The sequence below is a fragment of the Leptospira noumeaensis genome, assembly GCF_004770765.1.
Lineage (GTDB): Bacteria > Spirochaetota > Leptospiria > Leptospirales > Leptospiraceae > Leptospira_A > Leptospira_A noumeaensis.
Genome location: NZ_RQFK01000011.1, coordinates 341,625 through 356,780, shown reverse-complemented (window position 1 = coordinate 356,780; position 15,156 = coordinate 341,625). Strand labels below are relative to the sequence as shown.

The window sequence follows — 15,156 nt, the reverse complement described above, 5'->3', positions numbered from 1 at the left end:
TTTTTGCATTTGCCCTGATCCACCTATGAAAAATTAGGTGGTATGTTTTCATCCTAACTCACAAATTTTCTTGCCAAATTTTCTATAAAATTCTAATCTTCCATCCATGAAGAAATTGTTCCTGATTTTTTTAACTTCCTTGGTTTTGTTTCAATGTAAAAAAACACCTACAATCGAAGTCGGTCAAAATGTATTTATTTCTGCTACAGTTCTCAATGCTCGGAAAACTCCCACACTCGACGGAGAAAAGGTGGGGAAATTAAAACTAGGAGATTTGGTTAAGGTTTTGGAGCGTTCGGAAAAAGATGTGGAAATTGATGGGATCTCTGCTTATTGGTACCGTGTGCAATCACAAACAATCACTGGTTGGGTGTTTGGTGGGTATCTTTCCATTTCCAAAGTGGAATCTCGCGATGCGTTGATTGCCGCCGTTCAAGGAAATTTTGTTTTTTGTACAATTCCAGACCGATTGGATTGTTCTCATACAATTGAGTTTGATGGTGAAAGTTTTGTTTACCGCGAGTTCAATCAATACTCTGGGATCAGTGAAAAACTAGAGGGAGTGTTTGATGTGTATTCCGACCATTTGGTTTTGGATACAAAATCGAGGCTGGTTCGGCCTTCTATATTTATCCAATACCCGCAAACGGAAGAGGAAAGAACAGCTTACAACAATGCGTATTTTGGATATTCTGATTCTGATGAACATTTGGTTTCTCTTAGCACATATCCAGTTGCGGGAAAACTGGATTTGTATTTTTATGTATGTAGCGACAAACTTTTGTTATTAAAAGAGAAAAAAGAATTAGATTCTGCATGTAAAACAGAATATGCTTTTACTAAATCTTCTTATTCTTCTCCTTAAAGATTTCGTTCCTTAACATCGTATTGGTTCTATGTGTGTTTGGATTTTTCCAATCCAAAATACGGTTTTTAGATTCGGCAGGCAGTTTTTCTAGGAACTCCTGCCATTTCCTTTCCTCGATTACAGAATAAAACCCAGGCAAATATTGTATCTTTGTATCTTTCGGTAAAAAGGTTTTATAATCTTCGGCAGACACCCCATACACAATCCTATAGATGGGTCTATTTTTGTGTTTTTCTTCTGGTAAAAAATGAAAAGCATCTCCTGCCTTATGATAACAAATAAAATAATCAAAGCCTTGGTGCACAATAATGAGTGTATCTTTGGGGAATTGGAACAATGGAAGTAATATCGAGTATAATTTATAATCTTGGTTGTTGAATTCTTTTCCGCGGATCATTGTAAAATACTGATAAGGAAAAATCAATACACAGAGTAGAGTGACCATCCATTTGGATTTGATTTGAGAAAGTGCAGGAAGGATTAGGATGGTTCCTGGAATAAAAATCAAAAGGAACATACGAAAGGGAAAACTAAAGGCTGTATAACTAAAGATTGGAAGTGATAACAAAAAAAACAATACAACTAGTTTGTCGTAAAATGTTTTTTGAAAGTGTTCTAGTTTGGATCTCGTAAAAAGATAAAAGAGCGGTGATAAAAAAAATAAAATCTGTTCCAAAACAAATTCTGGATAAAGTTTTGTATATTGGTAAAAGGGAGATAAAAATTGAAACTTAGATTCTTCCAAGATAATTGTCTTTAGATCTTCCCAGTGAAGGAGATTAGGGAAAATAATTGTAAGTCCAATCAGAACAAAAAATAATCCAATGGCTAAATAGATCCCATAAAGTTTCTGAAACCGAATCTGTTTTAGAACCCAAGGAATCAAAAAACAAAGAGAGATCCCTGCTGTGATTTTATGACTTAAAAAAACCATTCCAAAAATAAAAACCAGTCGGATATAGTGTATGGGTTTTCTTTGGTTTCCCAGTTTTTCTAAAATCAATATTTCAGTTAAAAATAGAATGAAGAATAAAATTCCTCCTAAGTTTTTAATAAAGTTAAAACTAAAATGGGGGAGAAAGGAAGAGGAAACTAAGATCAGTCCAATTAAGATTGAAATTAACCTGCGACTTGTTAAATGAACTCCTAACCGGTAACCTGCTAAAAATAAAAATCCAACTAGTAAAGATACAAACACCTTATTTGTTAGGACAATATTGTTTCCTAATTTTGAAAAATAAACGAGGCCATATAAAATAGGTGAAACGTCTGGACTAAAGAATCTACCTTTTGTAATATAAGAATTCACTTGGGCAGCGTAGTAATACCCATCCGCCCCAAAGGCAAAGGAAGAACTCAATTGTACAAAAAGTTGTAAAGAAACAAGGATTACAAAAATACCGAAAACGAATCCTTTTCTTTTATAATCGGTAATCATCAGAAGAACAGAGGACACGTTTGCCATTTTCCTCCGACTCTAAGAAGACCTGCACATTCGAAAATCCATTTTTGGTAGTTTGTTTGAAATGTAATTTGTTTCGTTTGATGGGACTTGGGCTTTTGATGCGAAAAGTAAGTTCAGTCGATTTTAAATCCAAGGAAAAAAGTAAAGGAAAGGGATAGGTATTTTTGATTCGTAAATCCTTTGTCGGGTAAACCACAGAGGCATCAGTTCCCAGTGGGGTAAATCTAGTTTCATCGTTATACAAATCACGGGAGTGGGGGAAACGTTCTAAAATTTTTAATCCAAGTTCTAAAGAAAGATAATAGATGATCCCTGACAATTGGCAAAGACCACCAGCTACTTCAGAACTTACCTGCCCACCTCGAATCACACGGCCTTCCGTATAACCTTTACCTATTGTTGGGTTTCCTATTTCATTCCAAAATGAAAAGATTCTACCTGGATATAATACACGTTCGTTGATATTTTCAATGGCAATCTGAAGGTTCCGAAGTTTTCCTTCCTTTAAGGGAGAGGGTAAAATGGGAAGAGTGAGCCTTGTTTCTTCGCACCAATGAATGTCTTGTTTTACTGGTTTTAATCCAAAAAGAAAATAATCTCCTTTTAAGATGCTAGCAAACCATCTTTGTAAGGTTTTTATTTTTAGTTTCAAAAATGAAATCAAAGTTAGGTTTTAATCCAAGGCATCCAAAAGAACTTCTGTGAAACTTCGGTCTGGATTCATGATATAAGAACCTTTGTAAAGGTGGGGAGGAAAGTTACCCCAGTCTTTTGGAGAGAGAAGGGAAAAATAAGAACCATTTTCTTTTTCGTATAAATGAATGGTTTGGCCAGTTTTTTTTTCAAACTGGCAACGTGCCTTGTGTAGTTCGATGTCTTTTTCGGCTCGTTTTAGAATTAGTTCTGCTTCTTCTTTCAATCGACGGATTTGGTTTGCAATGACTTCTAGTTTCCCATGCAAATGCAGTTGGACAGATTCTTCTGCTAGTTCAATTTCTTTGGCACGGTCGACCAAACTGATACTGGGTGCAAGTCTACTTGTCCCATAAGTAAGGCTATGATGGGGAGTTCCTTCGGTTTCCATTCTAGGCTTTAGACAATCGTGATTTTACAAATAGGCAATGAATTTCTAAAATCTAACATGTGGAAAAATAGAAAAAGGCTCCCCTAAAAAAAATTAGGAAAGCCGAAGGCCAAGGTTTTTGACGATCTCTATTTTTAAGATAGCGGTTGGTAACTTACGACCATGGCTTTGGATTTAATTTCTTTAGGCATGGAAGTTTTCGAAAGAACTTTGGAAAGACTTTCCTTGTCTTTGGATTTTCCCATTTGGACTACAAAAAATCCGTTTTTCACAACGATAAAAGATTTTGCTGGCAACTTACCATGGTTATCTGCTCTCAGTTGGGATAAAAATGTTTCAGCAGAAACTCTGTTTGTGAAAGCTGCAAGCTGAATCGTAAATTGTTTTCCTTCTGGTTTGGAACTTGTGGATACTTGATGGTTTGATTTCGCCGATTTTGTTTGTTTTGAAGTGGGTGCCAAGTTTTTGAAACTTTCTGTTCTGTTGGAAACCACTCGTTTTTCAGCGCGTTTTGTCAAATCCACAACTTGTTGTTTTTTCTCATCTTCTTCATCTTTCGCAGTGGAAGTTTCTACAAAGTAGGGAGGGTTTCCTACGTCTGCCATCGGAATTTCTTGCGAAAGATTGGTTTGTTCTTTGGCTTTGGTTCCTTGCGTGAGAGAAGAGGCTGCGTTTTGCCCAATGGTTGTTTCCGTTCCATTGGATCCTGTTGGTGCAGGAATGGACTTGTCGGTCACTTCAGTGTTTGGCTGTTGTGTTTCCAAAACTTGAGCACGGGCTAGGTTTTCCTCAGTTTTCCCTTTCCCGATGGAAACTCCTAAAAAGAAAATCGAAAAGAATAGGGCAAAAAGAAAGAGGGATAATACTCCAATTCTTTGTTTGTCTAAATTGATTACGTAAAATACTCGTTCTTTCATTTGTTTTTCCTTTGTTTGATTTCCTGATAGATGATGACAATTTGTTCTTTTAGTTTTTCCCTTTGATTATCGTTCGTTACGACAAAATCGGAGAGAGACTTTTTTTTCTCTAAATCCATTTGGGATAGGTTTCGTTTTTTAAAATCTTCTAAGTCCATCCCGCCGCGTGATTGAACTCTTTCCCAGGCCACTTCAGGGCTTACGGAAACAGTCACAGTGAAATCGCAAATGGTATGCGCATCTGTTTCAAATAGAAGGGGGACTTCCCAGGCGATGATACTTCCTTCTTTTCTTGAATTTAGAAATTGAAGAAAGGTTTGGCGGACCAAGGGATGAATCAGTTCGTTTAAGGCATTTAGCTTTGATTTGTCGGAGAATGCAAGTTCGGCAATTTTTGCACGAATGGGAGCGCCGTTTTCATCTAGGATGGAATCTCCGAAGATTTTTACGAGTTCCGGCAATATGGGACTGTTTGGTTCGGTGAATCCGCGTGCGATGGAATCGGAACTGATCGTTTCTGCTCCTAACTCACCAAACATAGCAAGTACAGTGGATTTTCCAGATCCAATCGATCCGGTAATTCCAATCAGAGTTTTGTTGTTATGTTTTGGAGTCACGGGTTTATAACATAAAAAACCCGTGAAAGTACAAGTATTTTTTTGTTCTAAATTAGAAAAAAAATACTAAAGTATTTTAGATGTTTTGTCTAGTTTTACGGTTTGTTTAACCAGTCTTGTACAAGTTTGGCGGACAATTTTGGATCTTCGATCATGGGTGCATGACCCATATTCTCAAGTAAAACTGTTTCTAGTTTTGTTTTCATTTTCTTTTTTAGAACATCCATGACTGTATAGTGGATGACCTTGTCTTCTTTTCCCCAAATCACAAGTGTAGGGGCTTTTATCTCAGTCAGTTTTCCTTCTAAAAAATAACCTTCCTTGCGGATTTGTTTGAGGATAGAAGCATTCCATTCTCTGTTCGCAAAACTTTTATTAGCAAAGTATGATTTTAGGAATGAAGGTAGATAGGGTGGTTTGACAAAGGTAAATGCGAGAAGCCGATCAAAGTCTTCGGGGCTTGTGACAAGAAGTGGGCTTGGTTTGCCTTGCATATCGATGAGTTGCATTTCACTCGGAGTGGGGCTTTTGACACCTGCATTATCAAATAGGATGAGAGATTTTACCTTCTCTGGATATTTGGCTGCAAAAATACCTGCAATCCCACCACCCATAGAATTTCCAGCGATATGAAATTCTTTTAGGCCAAGTGATTCGGTAAAATGATACAGTCTATCGGCTTGGGCTTCTTGTGTGTAGCTTAATCCTTCTGGTTTATCCGATTCTCCAAATCCAGGAAGGTCTGGAGCAATCACTCGGATCCCATCCGGAAGGTGTCTAGAAAACCGAGTCCAATGGTCCTTGTCTCCACCAAAGCCGTGTACCACGACTAAGGTCTCTGCGGATCCAGGTTTTTCTGTATACTTCCAGTCGAGACCGTCAACTAAAACAGATTTGGATTCTAAATCCGATCTGTATCTCTCCAGGTTAATCCCTGTTTTGTGAAGGGTGGATGCACAATGTACAAATAAAAAAATTGAAAAAATGACGGTCGCAAATGGTTTCCTAAACTTCTTCATGTGTCCTCGCAAAAATTATAAAGGTTCGTTGACAGAGGGATCTGGAAAAATACCTTGGTCGTAACCGAAGGCCCTGTAGCTCAGTCGGTAGAGCAGAGGACTGAAAATCCTCGTGTCGGCAGTTCGATTCTGTCCGGGGCCACGGTTGCCTAATTTCCCGCTTTTCTTTCCTCACCCATCGTCCAAAGTCCTAAAAATTCATTTTCCTCTACTTTTTTGCAAAGTTCCGGTTTATAAAGTTTTTTCACCGGTGGTTTTGGATAAATGTGAATTTCGTCATTGTCTGGGATAAAGGTAAGCATTCGTAAAATTGTATCTTGGCCTTCAATTTCATACATGGTGTAGGACATCCCTTTGGAAGGAATGATTTGAGAAGTTTCCAAATACTTGCGTGTGGTTTCTGACATAGTATAGACCTTGTTTCTCGTACCTCTTCTTGCAACCAAAAACTTTCACTTAAGATTTCCGTTTTTTTAAGAATAACTTTGAGAACTGAATCAGTTTCTCTCTAATTTTTGGTGAAAATCCAACGGAAACATTCAATCGAAAGTGTTTGTCCCAATGTTTAGAAAGTCCAAAAAGAGATCCAGGGGCAATGGCCATTCCTATTTTTTTTGATTCACTGAGTAACTTATCACCATCTAACGATGATTTGATCCACAATACAAATCCACCGTCTGGTTTTTGTATCTCCAAATTTCCTTCACTATAAAAGTCTAAAAGTTTGGTATACTCTTCTGTGAGTTTGTGGTATTCGGAACGTAAAAACTTGAGATGCCTTTCAAAGGTTTGTAGTTTTAAAAACTCTAAGATGGCCATTTGGGTAGGATTGTTTTCGGAAATTTTATAGGCTCTTGTTCGTTTGCTTAATTCACGAATTCCTGTTTTGGATGCCACCCAACCAATCCTAAGTCCAGGAGACAATGTTTTTGAAAAGGAAGAACAAAGATAAGACTTTGGACCTTTTAGTTCTTGGGGGAAATAACTCACCAAAGGTTTTGGCCTTGTTCCATTAAAGTAAAGATCACCATAAATATCATCTTCTACCAAATGAATTCCATACAAATAAGATATTTTTGCTAAACTTTGTTTGGTAAATTCGCTCATTAAAATTCCATTCGGATTATTGAAGTTAGCTGCAAATAAGAATACTTTTGGTTTATGACGTTTAACTAATTTTTCATATTCATCACTGGAAATTCCATTTTCTTTTCTATAGGGAATCTCTACTACTTTTAGTCTCAGAGTTTCCAAAATTTGAAATAAACCAACATAAATCGGAGAAGGGACAATGACTGTATCTCCGGGTTCAGTGACACTGAGTAAGGCAAAGGTTATTGATTCCGTACATCCACTTGTGATTTGGATTTGTTCTGAATTGACGCGGTAACCTTGGATGGAAGTCCTTTTGTGAATCCATTCCCGAAGCCCTGGGTTTCCTTGTAAGTCTCCATAGGAAAATATTTCTTTGTATTGGAGTGCTTTTTTAAAAGAAGAAACGATCCCTCCCAGTGGCAGATAAAAATCCGATGGAATGGCCGCTCCAAAGGAAATCAATTTGGGATCCATAACCGTTCGCATGATTTGTTGGATCCTATCATCAGCTTCCACTGCCGGATAAAATTCATTTTGTGGCCCTGAGATAAGGGAACTAATGTTTGGGTGAACAAAGTATCCAGATTGTGGTACAACATAAATATAACCTTCTTCTTCTAAAATTCGGTAAGCCTCCTTCGCAGTGGTGAGACTACATGATTTTAAATCTTGAATTTCACGAAGAGAAGGGATTCTTTCTTTTTCAGAATAATAACCAGACTTAATTTCTTTTTTTAGGTCAAGGGCAAGTTGTTTGTATTTTGTCATAGGTTAACTGTATACTAATAGATATATAAAACTGTATATGGACAGTTGTCATTTTATTTGTTATTCTAATTATATGGAAACAGAACTGCCAACTATTTTTTCAGCAAAACGTACATCTTATGTTCGTAGTTCTGTCATTCGCGAAATTCTAAAATTAACAGTGAAAAATTCGGATATCCTTTCCTTTGCTGGAGGACTTCCCAATCCTGATTTGTTCCCTAAAGATCTTTTGAGTTCGGTAATGGAAACTGTCATTCGTGAAAATGTTTCCATAGCCCTCCAATATGGAGATTCTTCAGGTTACGCGAATTTACGAATCCAGATTGTAGAAAAACTAACAGATGTTCCTTGGGTATCTCCTAGTTCGATTACAGTCACTCATGGGTCGCAACAAGGTTTAGATATTTTAGGTAAAATTTTTATGGATTCCCATACCAATGTGTTATTGGAAGATCCCGTATATTTGGGTGCATTGCAGGCTTTTTCCCCATACCATCCCAATTTTTTAAGTGTCCCTATGGAGTCGGATGGCCCCAATCTTTACTTTTTGGAAGAAATTTTATCCCAAAACAAAATCCATGTTTTTTATGCAAACCCATCCTACCAAAATCCATCTACTTATACTTGGTCTGTGGAAAAAAGAATCAAAATTGCAAACTTACTGGATACATATGAAATTATCTTCATTGAAGATGAGGCATACCGGTATTTAGATTTTGATGGTAAAGTTTACCCTTCTGTAAGTTCGTTTCGGAAAAGAAATGACCTAACTTTCATTCTTGGAAGTTTTTCTAAAATTTTATCTCCAGGTTTTCGTTTGGGTTTTGTGATTGTTCCTGAGTTGTATCAAAATTTATTTACTGCTGTCAAACAAGGAAATGATTTAAACTCCAATCAGTTTTCCCAAGTAGTAGTCTCCAAACTTTTGGAAACCATGGATTTTGATTTTCATTTAAGATCCATCCAATCCTTTTATCAGAACCAAAAAGAGTATTTGGTGTATTTATTGAATCAGTTTTTGCCAGAAGCCAAATTTTCTCTTCCCGAAGGTGGGATGTTTTTGTGGGTGAATTATCCTAAAATAAACTCTAAACAATTTATGGAGTCTTGCTTAAAAAATGGTGTGGCCATGGTTCCGGGAACTGAATTTTCACCATCCAGTCGGTCTTCTTCTTACTTCCGAATGAACTTTAGTTTTTTAACCAAGGATGTAATGGAGGAGGGAGTGAAACGAATCGCGGATGTGTATCGCGACATAAATACATGACGTTTGTTTAGTATTTTTTTCTTGACATTACTACTTGTTTGTTTACTACTTAGGTATGAAGCCCGCAGTCACCAAAGCTTTGTATCCTAAGTTCTCCATTTTGAGTTTGGAGGAAAAACTAGAAATTCTAAAAGAAGATCCAACTTTTCGCCTTCTCGTAGACCAGATCTATCAAAACTATAAGGAAAATAGATCCACAGTCATTCTTTGATTTGCCTAGAGGGAGGATGATCACTTCCATGGAAACAAAGTAGGTAATCATGAATTTAGATCTAAATCCCCAAGAAACAAAACACCTTTTGAATGCACTTGCAGTATTCGAATGGGTTAGTAATTCTCCTCACGAAGAAACAGATCCTTCTGTGGACGAATTCATCCAATCCATTTTAAAAAAACTTTCCTCATCTCCTGAAAGTCCCATCGTTTCTGAAAATGGGCTTTATACCATTTCAGAAGAATACTTCCAAGAAGTATTCGAGTCTTATATCGAACCTTATAACGATGATATTTTCTGGACGGATCTTTCCACGGAACTGGCACAAAGAGATTTGGAACAAAAAGTATCGGTTAAAGAATTGGAAGCACTTTCCCCAGAAGATTATGAAAACAAAGTAGGGAAGGAAGCTGAAAAGTATGATGCTGAGTTTGAAAAAAATGGAGTCGATAATCTTTACTTAAAAAAATGAGTAAAAGGGAAATTAACTTTTACGAAGTTTTTTCCCATTCGACAAGAACCATTGTTTGGTCATCCTCTTGTTCTTCTTTTCCTTGGAAGAGGAACAGTTGGATGACAAGTTCTGCAAGCACCCTTTCCGATTCCTTTCCTTGAAAGTCACTTAGGATTTTTTGGATTCTTTCCATCCCAAACTCTTCTCTCGATTCGTTTTTTTGTTCTAACATCCCATCTGTAAAAAGAAGGATTCTATCTCCCATAGACATTTGGAATTGTTTTTGTGTATAAGGTTGGTCTTTTTTTAAACCAATGATATTTCCCGTTCGTTCCAGAATGATTTGTTCCCCGTTTGTTTGGAAAATTTGGTTTGGATGACCCGCTGACGAATAGTATACGGTTTTTGTTTTTGTATCGATATCCAATAAAAATCCAGAAAATACAATTTTTAATCCGGAAAATTTGTTTTGGATCTTTTGATTGAGGTGGTTCATCAAATCATCAGTTTTAGTAATGAAACGTTTGATGGCTTCGTATTCCGATTTGATGGCCATTGTATATAGTGCTGCTTGGATTCCGTGACCCGTTGCATCAGCGACAAAAAAACGAACAGTTCCATTATCCAATTCGAAGATATCATAAAAATCTCCTCCAACTTCTTCTTGTGGTTGGAAATACAAATGGATTTTTAAATGTTCGAATTTGATTCCGTCTTCTGGTAGAATTTTTTGTTGGATTTTTTTTGCAAGGAGGAGGTCTTTCCGAATTCGATTCAAAGAAGAATTTAATTGGTAAGTTCTTTCTGAAACAATTTGTTCCAAGTTTTCTGTGACTGCGATCAGGGATTCGTTACTGATCTTTAAACTTTCCGCTAATTCTTCTGCACGAATGAATGCATTGGCGATTCGGCTAGAAAGAATCAAAGATTGGATAAAAATAAAGCCGAGTAGGGCATAAGGAGTAAGACCAATCCCTCTGTTGTTCACACTGTGACGTAAAATATCAAAGGCCACAGAAAAAGCCAAAATGAGAAGTCCAAAAAAGAATAATTTAGAATTGGGACGTTTGTTGATCACCGCTTTTAAATTGATATGTATGACATACCCAATCGTTAAAAATGCTAAAACTTGGAACCCATATAATAAAATGGTAAAAATTGAAATTGGTAGAAACAGTGTAAGTGCAAAAACGGTGCTTGCTATGAGTGCAGAACGTACGTATTTGGAATTGGACTCTTCGGGAAATAATGAATAAATAAATAATAAAAACGTCGGGACTGCAAAATAATAAGAAGCAAATTCAATCCGAAATGCAGTGGGCCAATGAAAGTTAGGAAATACTTCTAAGATATACCTTTCTCCCGTAAAGGCCAACCGAATCCCGAGCAAAAAACAAAAGAGAGCAAAATAAAAAATGGAAGTTTCTTTTCTTTTGTAAAAATACAATCCAAAATGATAAAGACCAATGAGAACAAGGGCTCCGAGTAAAAAAAGTTCACGAGCATTGGAGAGCATTTTCTCCCTATCCAGTGCATTTTTATTTCCTATACTTGGTATGGCCCAAAATCCACCAAAATTGTTATCGTAGTTGGCAATATGAAAGACTAGTTCGATGACTTCTTTGTCAGGAATGAGAGTATAGTATTTGGATTTGATCCTCGGTGTATCATCAAATTTGTTGATCCCAGGTTTTCCTTGGCCGCCAATCAAAATACCATTGGCAAAAAATCGATAGGACGAGGCGATATCAGGAATATAAATTCTTAATTCTTGGCCAATGGTTTGTTTGCTGATGTGAACAAACGCACGTAAGGTGACATGTCCCGTCCTTGGTAATTCCACTCCTCCAAATTCTTCATCTTGCCAGGAACTAGGAATGGCCAAATACCCAGTGAGAGTTTTCTTTCCATGAAATGGTGGGTAGTGGAATTCTCCAAAATACAATTCCCACTCTCCATAAAGATCTACAATGGTATCTTCTTTGAAAGTGAGGTCATGGATGTCTAGAACCCCTTGGCGGAATTGGTAGGATTCTTCCTGTTCGGGACCATAACAGGCAATTTGGAAAAACAGGAGAGAAAAAACTCCCGTAAGTAGAATGAGTTTTCGCATATACGGATTTTAGTTTTTTCTTTGTACAGGAAAGGACTAATTTCGTCCAGAATATCCTATCACATCCATAAAAGCCGAAACAGAAAATACTGCCTTACCTGGGCCTGGATCTCCATAACCTGGAGGCGTAGGCAATCCGTATTTTTCAAAGGTTTCTTTCCAAGCTCGGAGGAGTTCACAAAAATACACAAGGGGCGGACCTGCTTGTTGGCCAAGGGTAGTATAAGGTTCCGGACACCACGCTGTAAATCTGGGAACAATTCCCTTGGACATAAAAAAATCCAAACCTTGTTTTGTGGAATTGATGGCTTCCGGTACCGTTTTAAAACCCCAAGGTTCAGAAAGTTCCACCCCTCCCACAAAGTTAGGGATTACATTTTCAGGCCCAAACACTTCAGCAGAATCCACAACCCGACGAATCCAATTTTCGTAACCAATCCAACTGGATTTTCCAGGGCAGATTTTTTCAAAAAGTGCCTTATCCCAAACTTCATAGTTTGGGTGATAAATTTGGATTCCTGCATCTTTGAACTTTTGGCAGTCTTCTTTTTCAAAAGCTTGCGCCACTAGTTTTCCCATCCAACGTTTGGGGAACCTAGCTTCAATGGCTTCCGGGTATTGGAGGTAAAAATCCACTTCTGATTTTTTCTTTAGATTGGTAAGCACCGATCCACCAGTTAGAGTGTACACTTTGGCTACTTCGTCTTCCGCATCCACCCAAGAAAGGACTTCTAAGATATCATCCACATCCTTCACTCCCGTATAAGGTCTGCCGGCACCTTTTTGTTGGCGGTAGTTATGGTTGATGTCACAATAAGCACATTCTTCATCTTTTCCAAAGTATTGACAGTTACGAAAAACAGTTAGGTACAAAAGGTAACCCCATTCGATTACCGGTGCAATTTCCCCCGGTAACTTTCCTGATTTGGTTTTGTGTTTGTACCAAGAAGGAATGGGCGGGTACTCAGCACTTCCAATCTCTGTTTCTTCTAAATACAGAGTCGGAATTCCTTCCTTTGATTTCATTTTGTAAGGAGAGTTCGGGTTGTTTCTTGTAGAGATCACTGTTTTTAAAAGGCCAAAGTGACCTCCTGAAATTTTAATCTCTTCGGGGGCTTTGGTGTCTGCCCCATCTTTTAGGTCGGCAAGAGGGATATGATCGAAGGAAAAGATAAAGTAGTCTTTGGATTTATAAGGATCTTTGACTTGAAAGGATTCTGGTAAAAAGTGAATGCCTTGCCTTAAGATGTCTTGTTTGACAATGGCTTCCATAGGTAGGTCTTTATACATCCGCTCCATTTCTTCTAGGAGTTTGATGGAGGAGGCGGGTCTTTGGTTCAGTGTAGAAGTTTCAGCCATAATGGGAGTTTTTTTCGTCCTATGTCTTAGACAAAGCGATTTTCCAAAGGAAACCCCTTCTTTTCCCTTGAAAATACCCCGTTTCGGGGAAAAATACTGAATATTCGTTTACAAATCCAGTCACTAAATTATTTTTTTTCCGAACTAATGAATTTTTTTTCATTCCAGAAAAAAATACAAAAAAGCTGGGAATTTTTCAATACCCGGTTTGTTGATTAAAGTGACGAAAGTTGAATTTCACTAAGGGACAGGACGATATGAAAGCATCGAAACTAACCATAATGGGCCTCGCGCTTCTTTTCACTGGTCTTACAGTTTGTAAGAAACCAGACGCAGAAGTGTCAGAAGCACCTAAAAAACCAGCAGATTTATCTGCGGTAGTCGTATTTGCGGTAGGAGATTCAAAAATCCAACACGCAGACCAAACAGAAGAAAAAGCGCATCTTGGTGCTCTTTTGAAATCCGGGGATAACGTAGTCACAGGCGACAATGGAAAAGTAGACATCCAATTTGCGGATGGATCGAGCATTCGTATCTCTCCTAAGTCCGCGATTGACTTTGCAAAACTTTCCCAAGACAGCTCTGGAACCACAGACACTCAAATTGCTCTGGTTTCCGGGAAGGTTTTTGCGAAAGTCAACAAAGCTAAGAAAGAAGACAACTTTACTGTCGTAACACCAACTGCGATTGCGGGTGTGCGCGGAACGTCTTTCATCGTAGAATCTGCTGATGGAAAACCAGCGAAAGTAAAAGTAGTAGAAGGTGCGGTTGCATTTGCTCCACGTGTTCCTGCTTTGGAAAAACTTTCTACAGAAGAAATTTCTGGAAATGCTGACTTGAAAAAACTCCAAGAATCTTTAGCGAAAGCAGAAGTAATCTTAGAGAAAGACCAAGCATCCACTCAATCTGCAAAATCTGCAGAACTAGCAAAATCTGCTGATATCAAAACTTTGGATTTGTCTAAAGCATTCAAAACTTCTGAGAAAGAAAAACTCGTTGTTGAAAACGCTAAACTGACTAAAAACGAAGAACAAGAAATCAGAACCATCGTGACAGTTGATAAAAAAACTGCCGAGGAAATTGTGAAACTTAGCGAATCAGCTCAAACTGAAAAGTTAGATGAGTTGAAGAAACAAGAAATTGATGCTAAGAGACAGGCAATTGAAACTGAAGTTGCAAAACGCCAAGAAGATGAGAAGAAAAAATTCGAAGAGTCTTTGGCTAACCAACCGAAAGAATTTAAATCTAAAAAAGACATCGTAAACTACTACGAAAGAATTGAAAAAATCGTTCTCGTAGACGGTAAAACAGTGATTGGAGCGATCATCAACCAAGAAAACGGTCAGTTGATTGTTCACACTGAAAATGGGGTCAAAAAAATTGATATGGACAATGTAGAAGAAGTCATTTACGACCTTCAACAAAAATCCAAATTCTAAACAAACCAACCCTTAAGTAGAAAAGAAGCCTGGAAGAGAAATCTTTCGGGCTTTTTTTATGTACATTGATTTCGGCCCATCTATTAACGAAAAACAAATGGTGAAATCGTGAATTAAAATTAGTTGGTTAGTGGTTCTTTCGCTAGAAAGTACCAATCAATTCTCTTTGGATTTGTATTCGTTCCAGAGGATTCGAATGGTACTGATGAGAGGACTTGCTTCTATCAAAAGTAGGTTGGATTCGTATTTCACAAGTAAGGTGCTATTTCCAAACCGATCCATATCTCCCCATTCCACTTGTAAATCAGAAGAATGAGAAAGAGCCTTTTGGATCAGAACCTTAACTTCAAAATCAGAGAGTGGTTCTCCAATTTCACTTAAGTCTTTTAAGATGGAGAGAAAAAAAGTTTTGGCAAGGTTTTCCTGAAATGCCTTCAATTGTTTCTGGTCCATACCTAATCTTTCGGATAAATTCTG

General features: G+C 37.6%; 16 protein-coding genes and 1 tRNA gene. 6 read left to right on the top strand and 11 right to left on the bottom strand.

What is annotated here, in order from left to right:
- Nucleotides 1-106 precede the first annotated feature (106 nt).
- The gene (locus tag EHQ24_RS04855) at nt 107-865 is read left to right on the top strand and encodes an SH3 domain-containing protein (protein ID WP_135600543.1); all 759 of its coding nucleotides are present in this window, start codon (nt 107-109) and stop codon (nt 863-865) included.
- Here the strand turns inward: EHQ24_RS04855 and EHQ24_RS04850 are convergent.
- From EHQ24_RS04850 to EHQ24_RS04825, 6 genes are all read right to left on the bottom strand, one after another.
- Nucleotides 840-2,333, bottom strand: coding sequence for a hypothetical protein (locus tag EHQ24_RS04850; RefSeq protein WP_135600542.1), 1,494 nt, complete (start codon nt 2,331-2,333; stop codon nt 840-842). The genes EHQ24_RS04855 and EHQ24_RS04850 overlap by 26 nt on opposite strands.
- Nucleotides 2,290-2,985, bottom strand: a complete 696-nt coding sequence (locus EHQ24_RS04845; RefSeq protein ID WP_341867233.1) for a VanW family protein — start codon at nt 2,983-2,985, stop codon at nt 2,290-2,292. Before EHQ24_RS04845 ends, EHQ24_RS04850 begins: the two co-directional genes overlap by 44 nt.
- Before the next feature lie 21 nt (nt 2,986-3,006).
- A complete protein-coding gene (locus EHQ24_RS04840; protein WP_135600540.1) occupies nt 3,007-3,417 on the bottom strand; it encodes a DUF2452 domain-containing protein in 411 nt (136 codons plus the stop codon).
- Between the two features lie 134 nt (nt 3,418-3,551).
- Nucleotides 3,552-4,334 carry an SPOR domain-containing protein gene (locus EHQ24_RS04835; RefSeq protein WP_135600539.1) on the bottom strand — a complete coding sequence of 261 codons (783 nt, stop codon included), beginning with the start codon at nt 4,332-4,334 and terminating at the stop codon, nt 3,552-3,554.
- Nucleotides 4,331-4,951 carry a dephospho-CoA kinase gene (gene coaE / locus EHQ24_RS04830; RefSeq protein WP_135600538.1) on the bottom strand — a complete coding sequence of 207 codons (621 nt, stop codon included), beginning with the start codon at nt 4,949-4,951 and terminating at the stop codon, nt 4,331-4,333. The genes EHQ24_RS04835 and coaE overlap by 4 nt, the downstream gene beginning before the upstream one ends.
- Before the next feature lie 95 nt (nt 4,952-5,046).
- The gene (locus tag EHQ24_RS04825; protein ID WP_135600537.1) at nt 5,047-5,970 is read right to left on the bottom strand and encodes an alpha/beta fold hydrolase; all 924 of its coding nucleotides are present in this window, start codon (nt 5,968-5,970) and stop codon (nt 5,047-5,049) included.
- A 69-nt stretch (nt 5,971-6,039) separates the two neighbouring features.
- Between EHQ24_RS04825 and EHQ24_RS04820 the strand changes: the two genes are divergently transcribed.
- A tRNA-Phe gene (locus EHQ24_RS04820) sits at nt 6,040-6,112 on the top strand.
- 7 nt (nt 6,113-6,119) lie between these two features.
- Here EHQ24_RS04820 and EHQ24_RS04815 read toward each other — a convergent pair.
- Nucleotides 6,120-6,377, bottom strand: a complete 258-nt coding sequence (locus tag EHQ24_RS04815; RefSeq protein WP_135600536.1) for a hypothetical protein — start codon at nt 6,375-6,377, stop codon at nt 6,120-6,122.
- Between the two features lie 49 nt (nt 6,378-6,426).
- Nucleotides 6,427-7,833, bottom strand: coding sequence for an aminotransferase-like domain-containing protein (locus EHQ24_RS04810; RefSeq protein WP_135600535.1), 1,407 nt, complete (start codon nt 7,831-7,833; stop codon nt 6,427-6,429).
- A 73-nt stretch (nt 7,834-7,906) separates the two neighbouring features.
- On the opposite strand from EHQ24_RS04810, the gene EHQ24_RS04805 reads away from it, so the two are divergent.
- From EHQ24_RS04805 to EHQ24_RS04800, 3 genes are read left to right on the top strand one after another with little or no spacing between them, the layout of a single operon-like run.
- Nucleotides 7,907-9,100: an aminotransferase-like domain-containing protein gene (locus tag EHQ24_RS04805; protein WP_135600759.1), complete on the top strand. Its 1,194-nt coding sequence runs from the start codon at nt 7,907-7,909 to the stop codon at nt 9,098-9,100.
- A gap of 55 nt (nt 9,101-9,155) precedes the next feature.
- Nucleotides 9,156-9,311, top strand: coding sequence for a hypothetical protein (locus tag EHQ24_RS19180; protein WP_167483046.1), 156 nt, complete (start codon nt 9,156-9,158; stop codon nt 9,309-9,311).
- A 49-nt stretch (nt 9,312-9,360) separates the two neighbouring features.
- Complete coding sequence (locus EHQ24_RS04800; protein ID WP_135600534.1) at nt 9,361-9,786, top strand: hypothetical protein; 426 nt, start codon at nt 9,361-9,363, stop codon at nt 9,784-9,786.
- Nucleotides 9,787-9,805: 19 nt separating this feature from the next.
- Here the strand turns inward: EHQ24_RS04800 and EHQ24_RS04795 are convergent, their stop codons facing one another.
- Together EHQ24_RS04795 and EHQ24_RS04790 are read right to left on the bottom strand one after the other, a co-directional pair.
- On the bottom strand, nt 9,806-11,881 hold the full coding sequence (locus EHQ24_RS04795; protein ID WP_135600533.1) for a PP2C family protein-serine/threonine phosphatase: 2,076 nt from the start codon (nt 11,879-11,881) through the stop codon (nt 9,806-9,808).
- Between the two features lie 36 nt (nt 11,882-11,917).
- Nucleotides 11,918-13,240: a radical SAM protein gene (locus EHQ24_RS04790; protein WP_135600532.1), complete on the bottom strand. Its 1,323-nt coding sequence runs from the start codon at nt 13,238-13,240 to the stop codon at nt 11,918-11,920.
- Nucleotides 13,241-13,497: 257 nt separating this feature from the next.
- Here EHQ24_RS04790 and EHQ24_RS04785 point away from each other — a divergent pair, with 257 nt between their 5' ends.
- On the top strand, nt 13,498-14,679 hold the full coding sequence (locus EHQ24_RS04785; protein WP_135600531.1) for a lipoprotein LipL45: 1,182 nt from the start codon (nt 13,498-13,500) through the stop codon (nt 14,677-14,679).
- Between the two features lie 156 nt (nt 14,680-14,835).
- Here the strand turns inward: EHQ24_RS04785 and EHQ24_RS04780 are convergent, their stop codons facing one another.
- Nucleotides 14,836-15,132, bottom strand: a complete 297-nt coding sequence (locus EHQ24_RS04780; RefSeq protein ID WP_135600530.1) for a hypothetical protein — start codon at nt 15,130-15,132, stop codon at nt 14,836-14,838.
- Between the last annotated feature and the right edge of the window lie 24 nt (nt 15,133-15,156).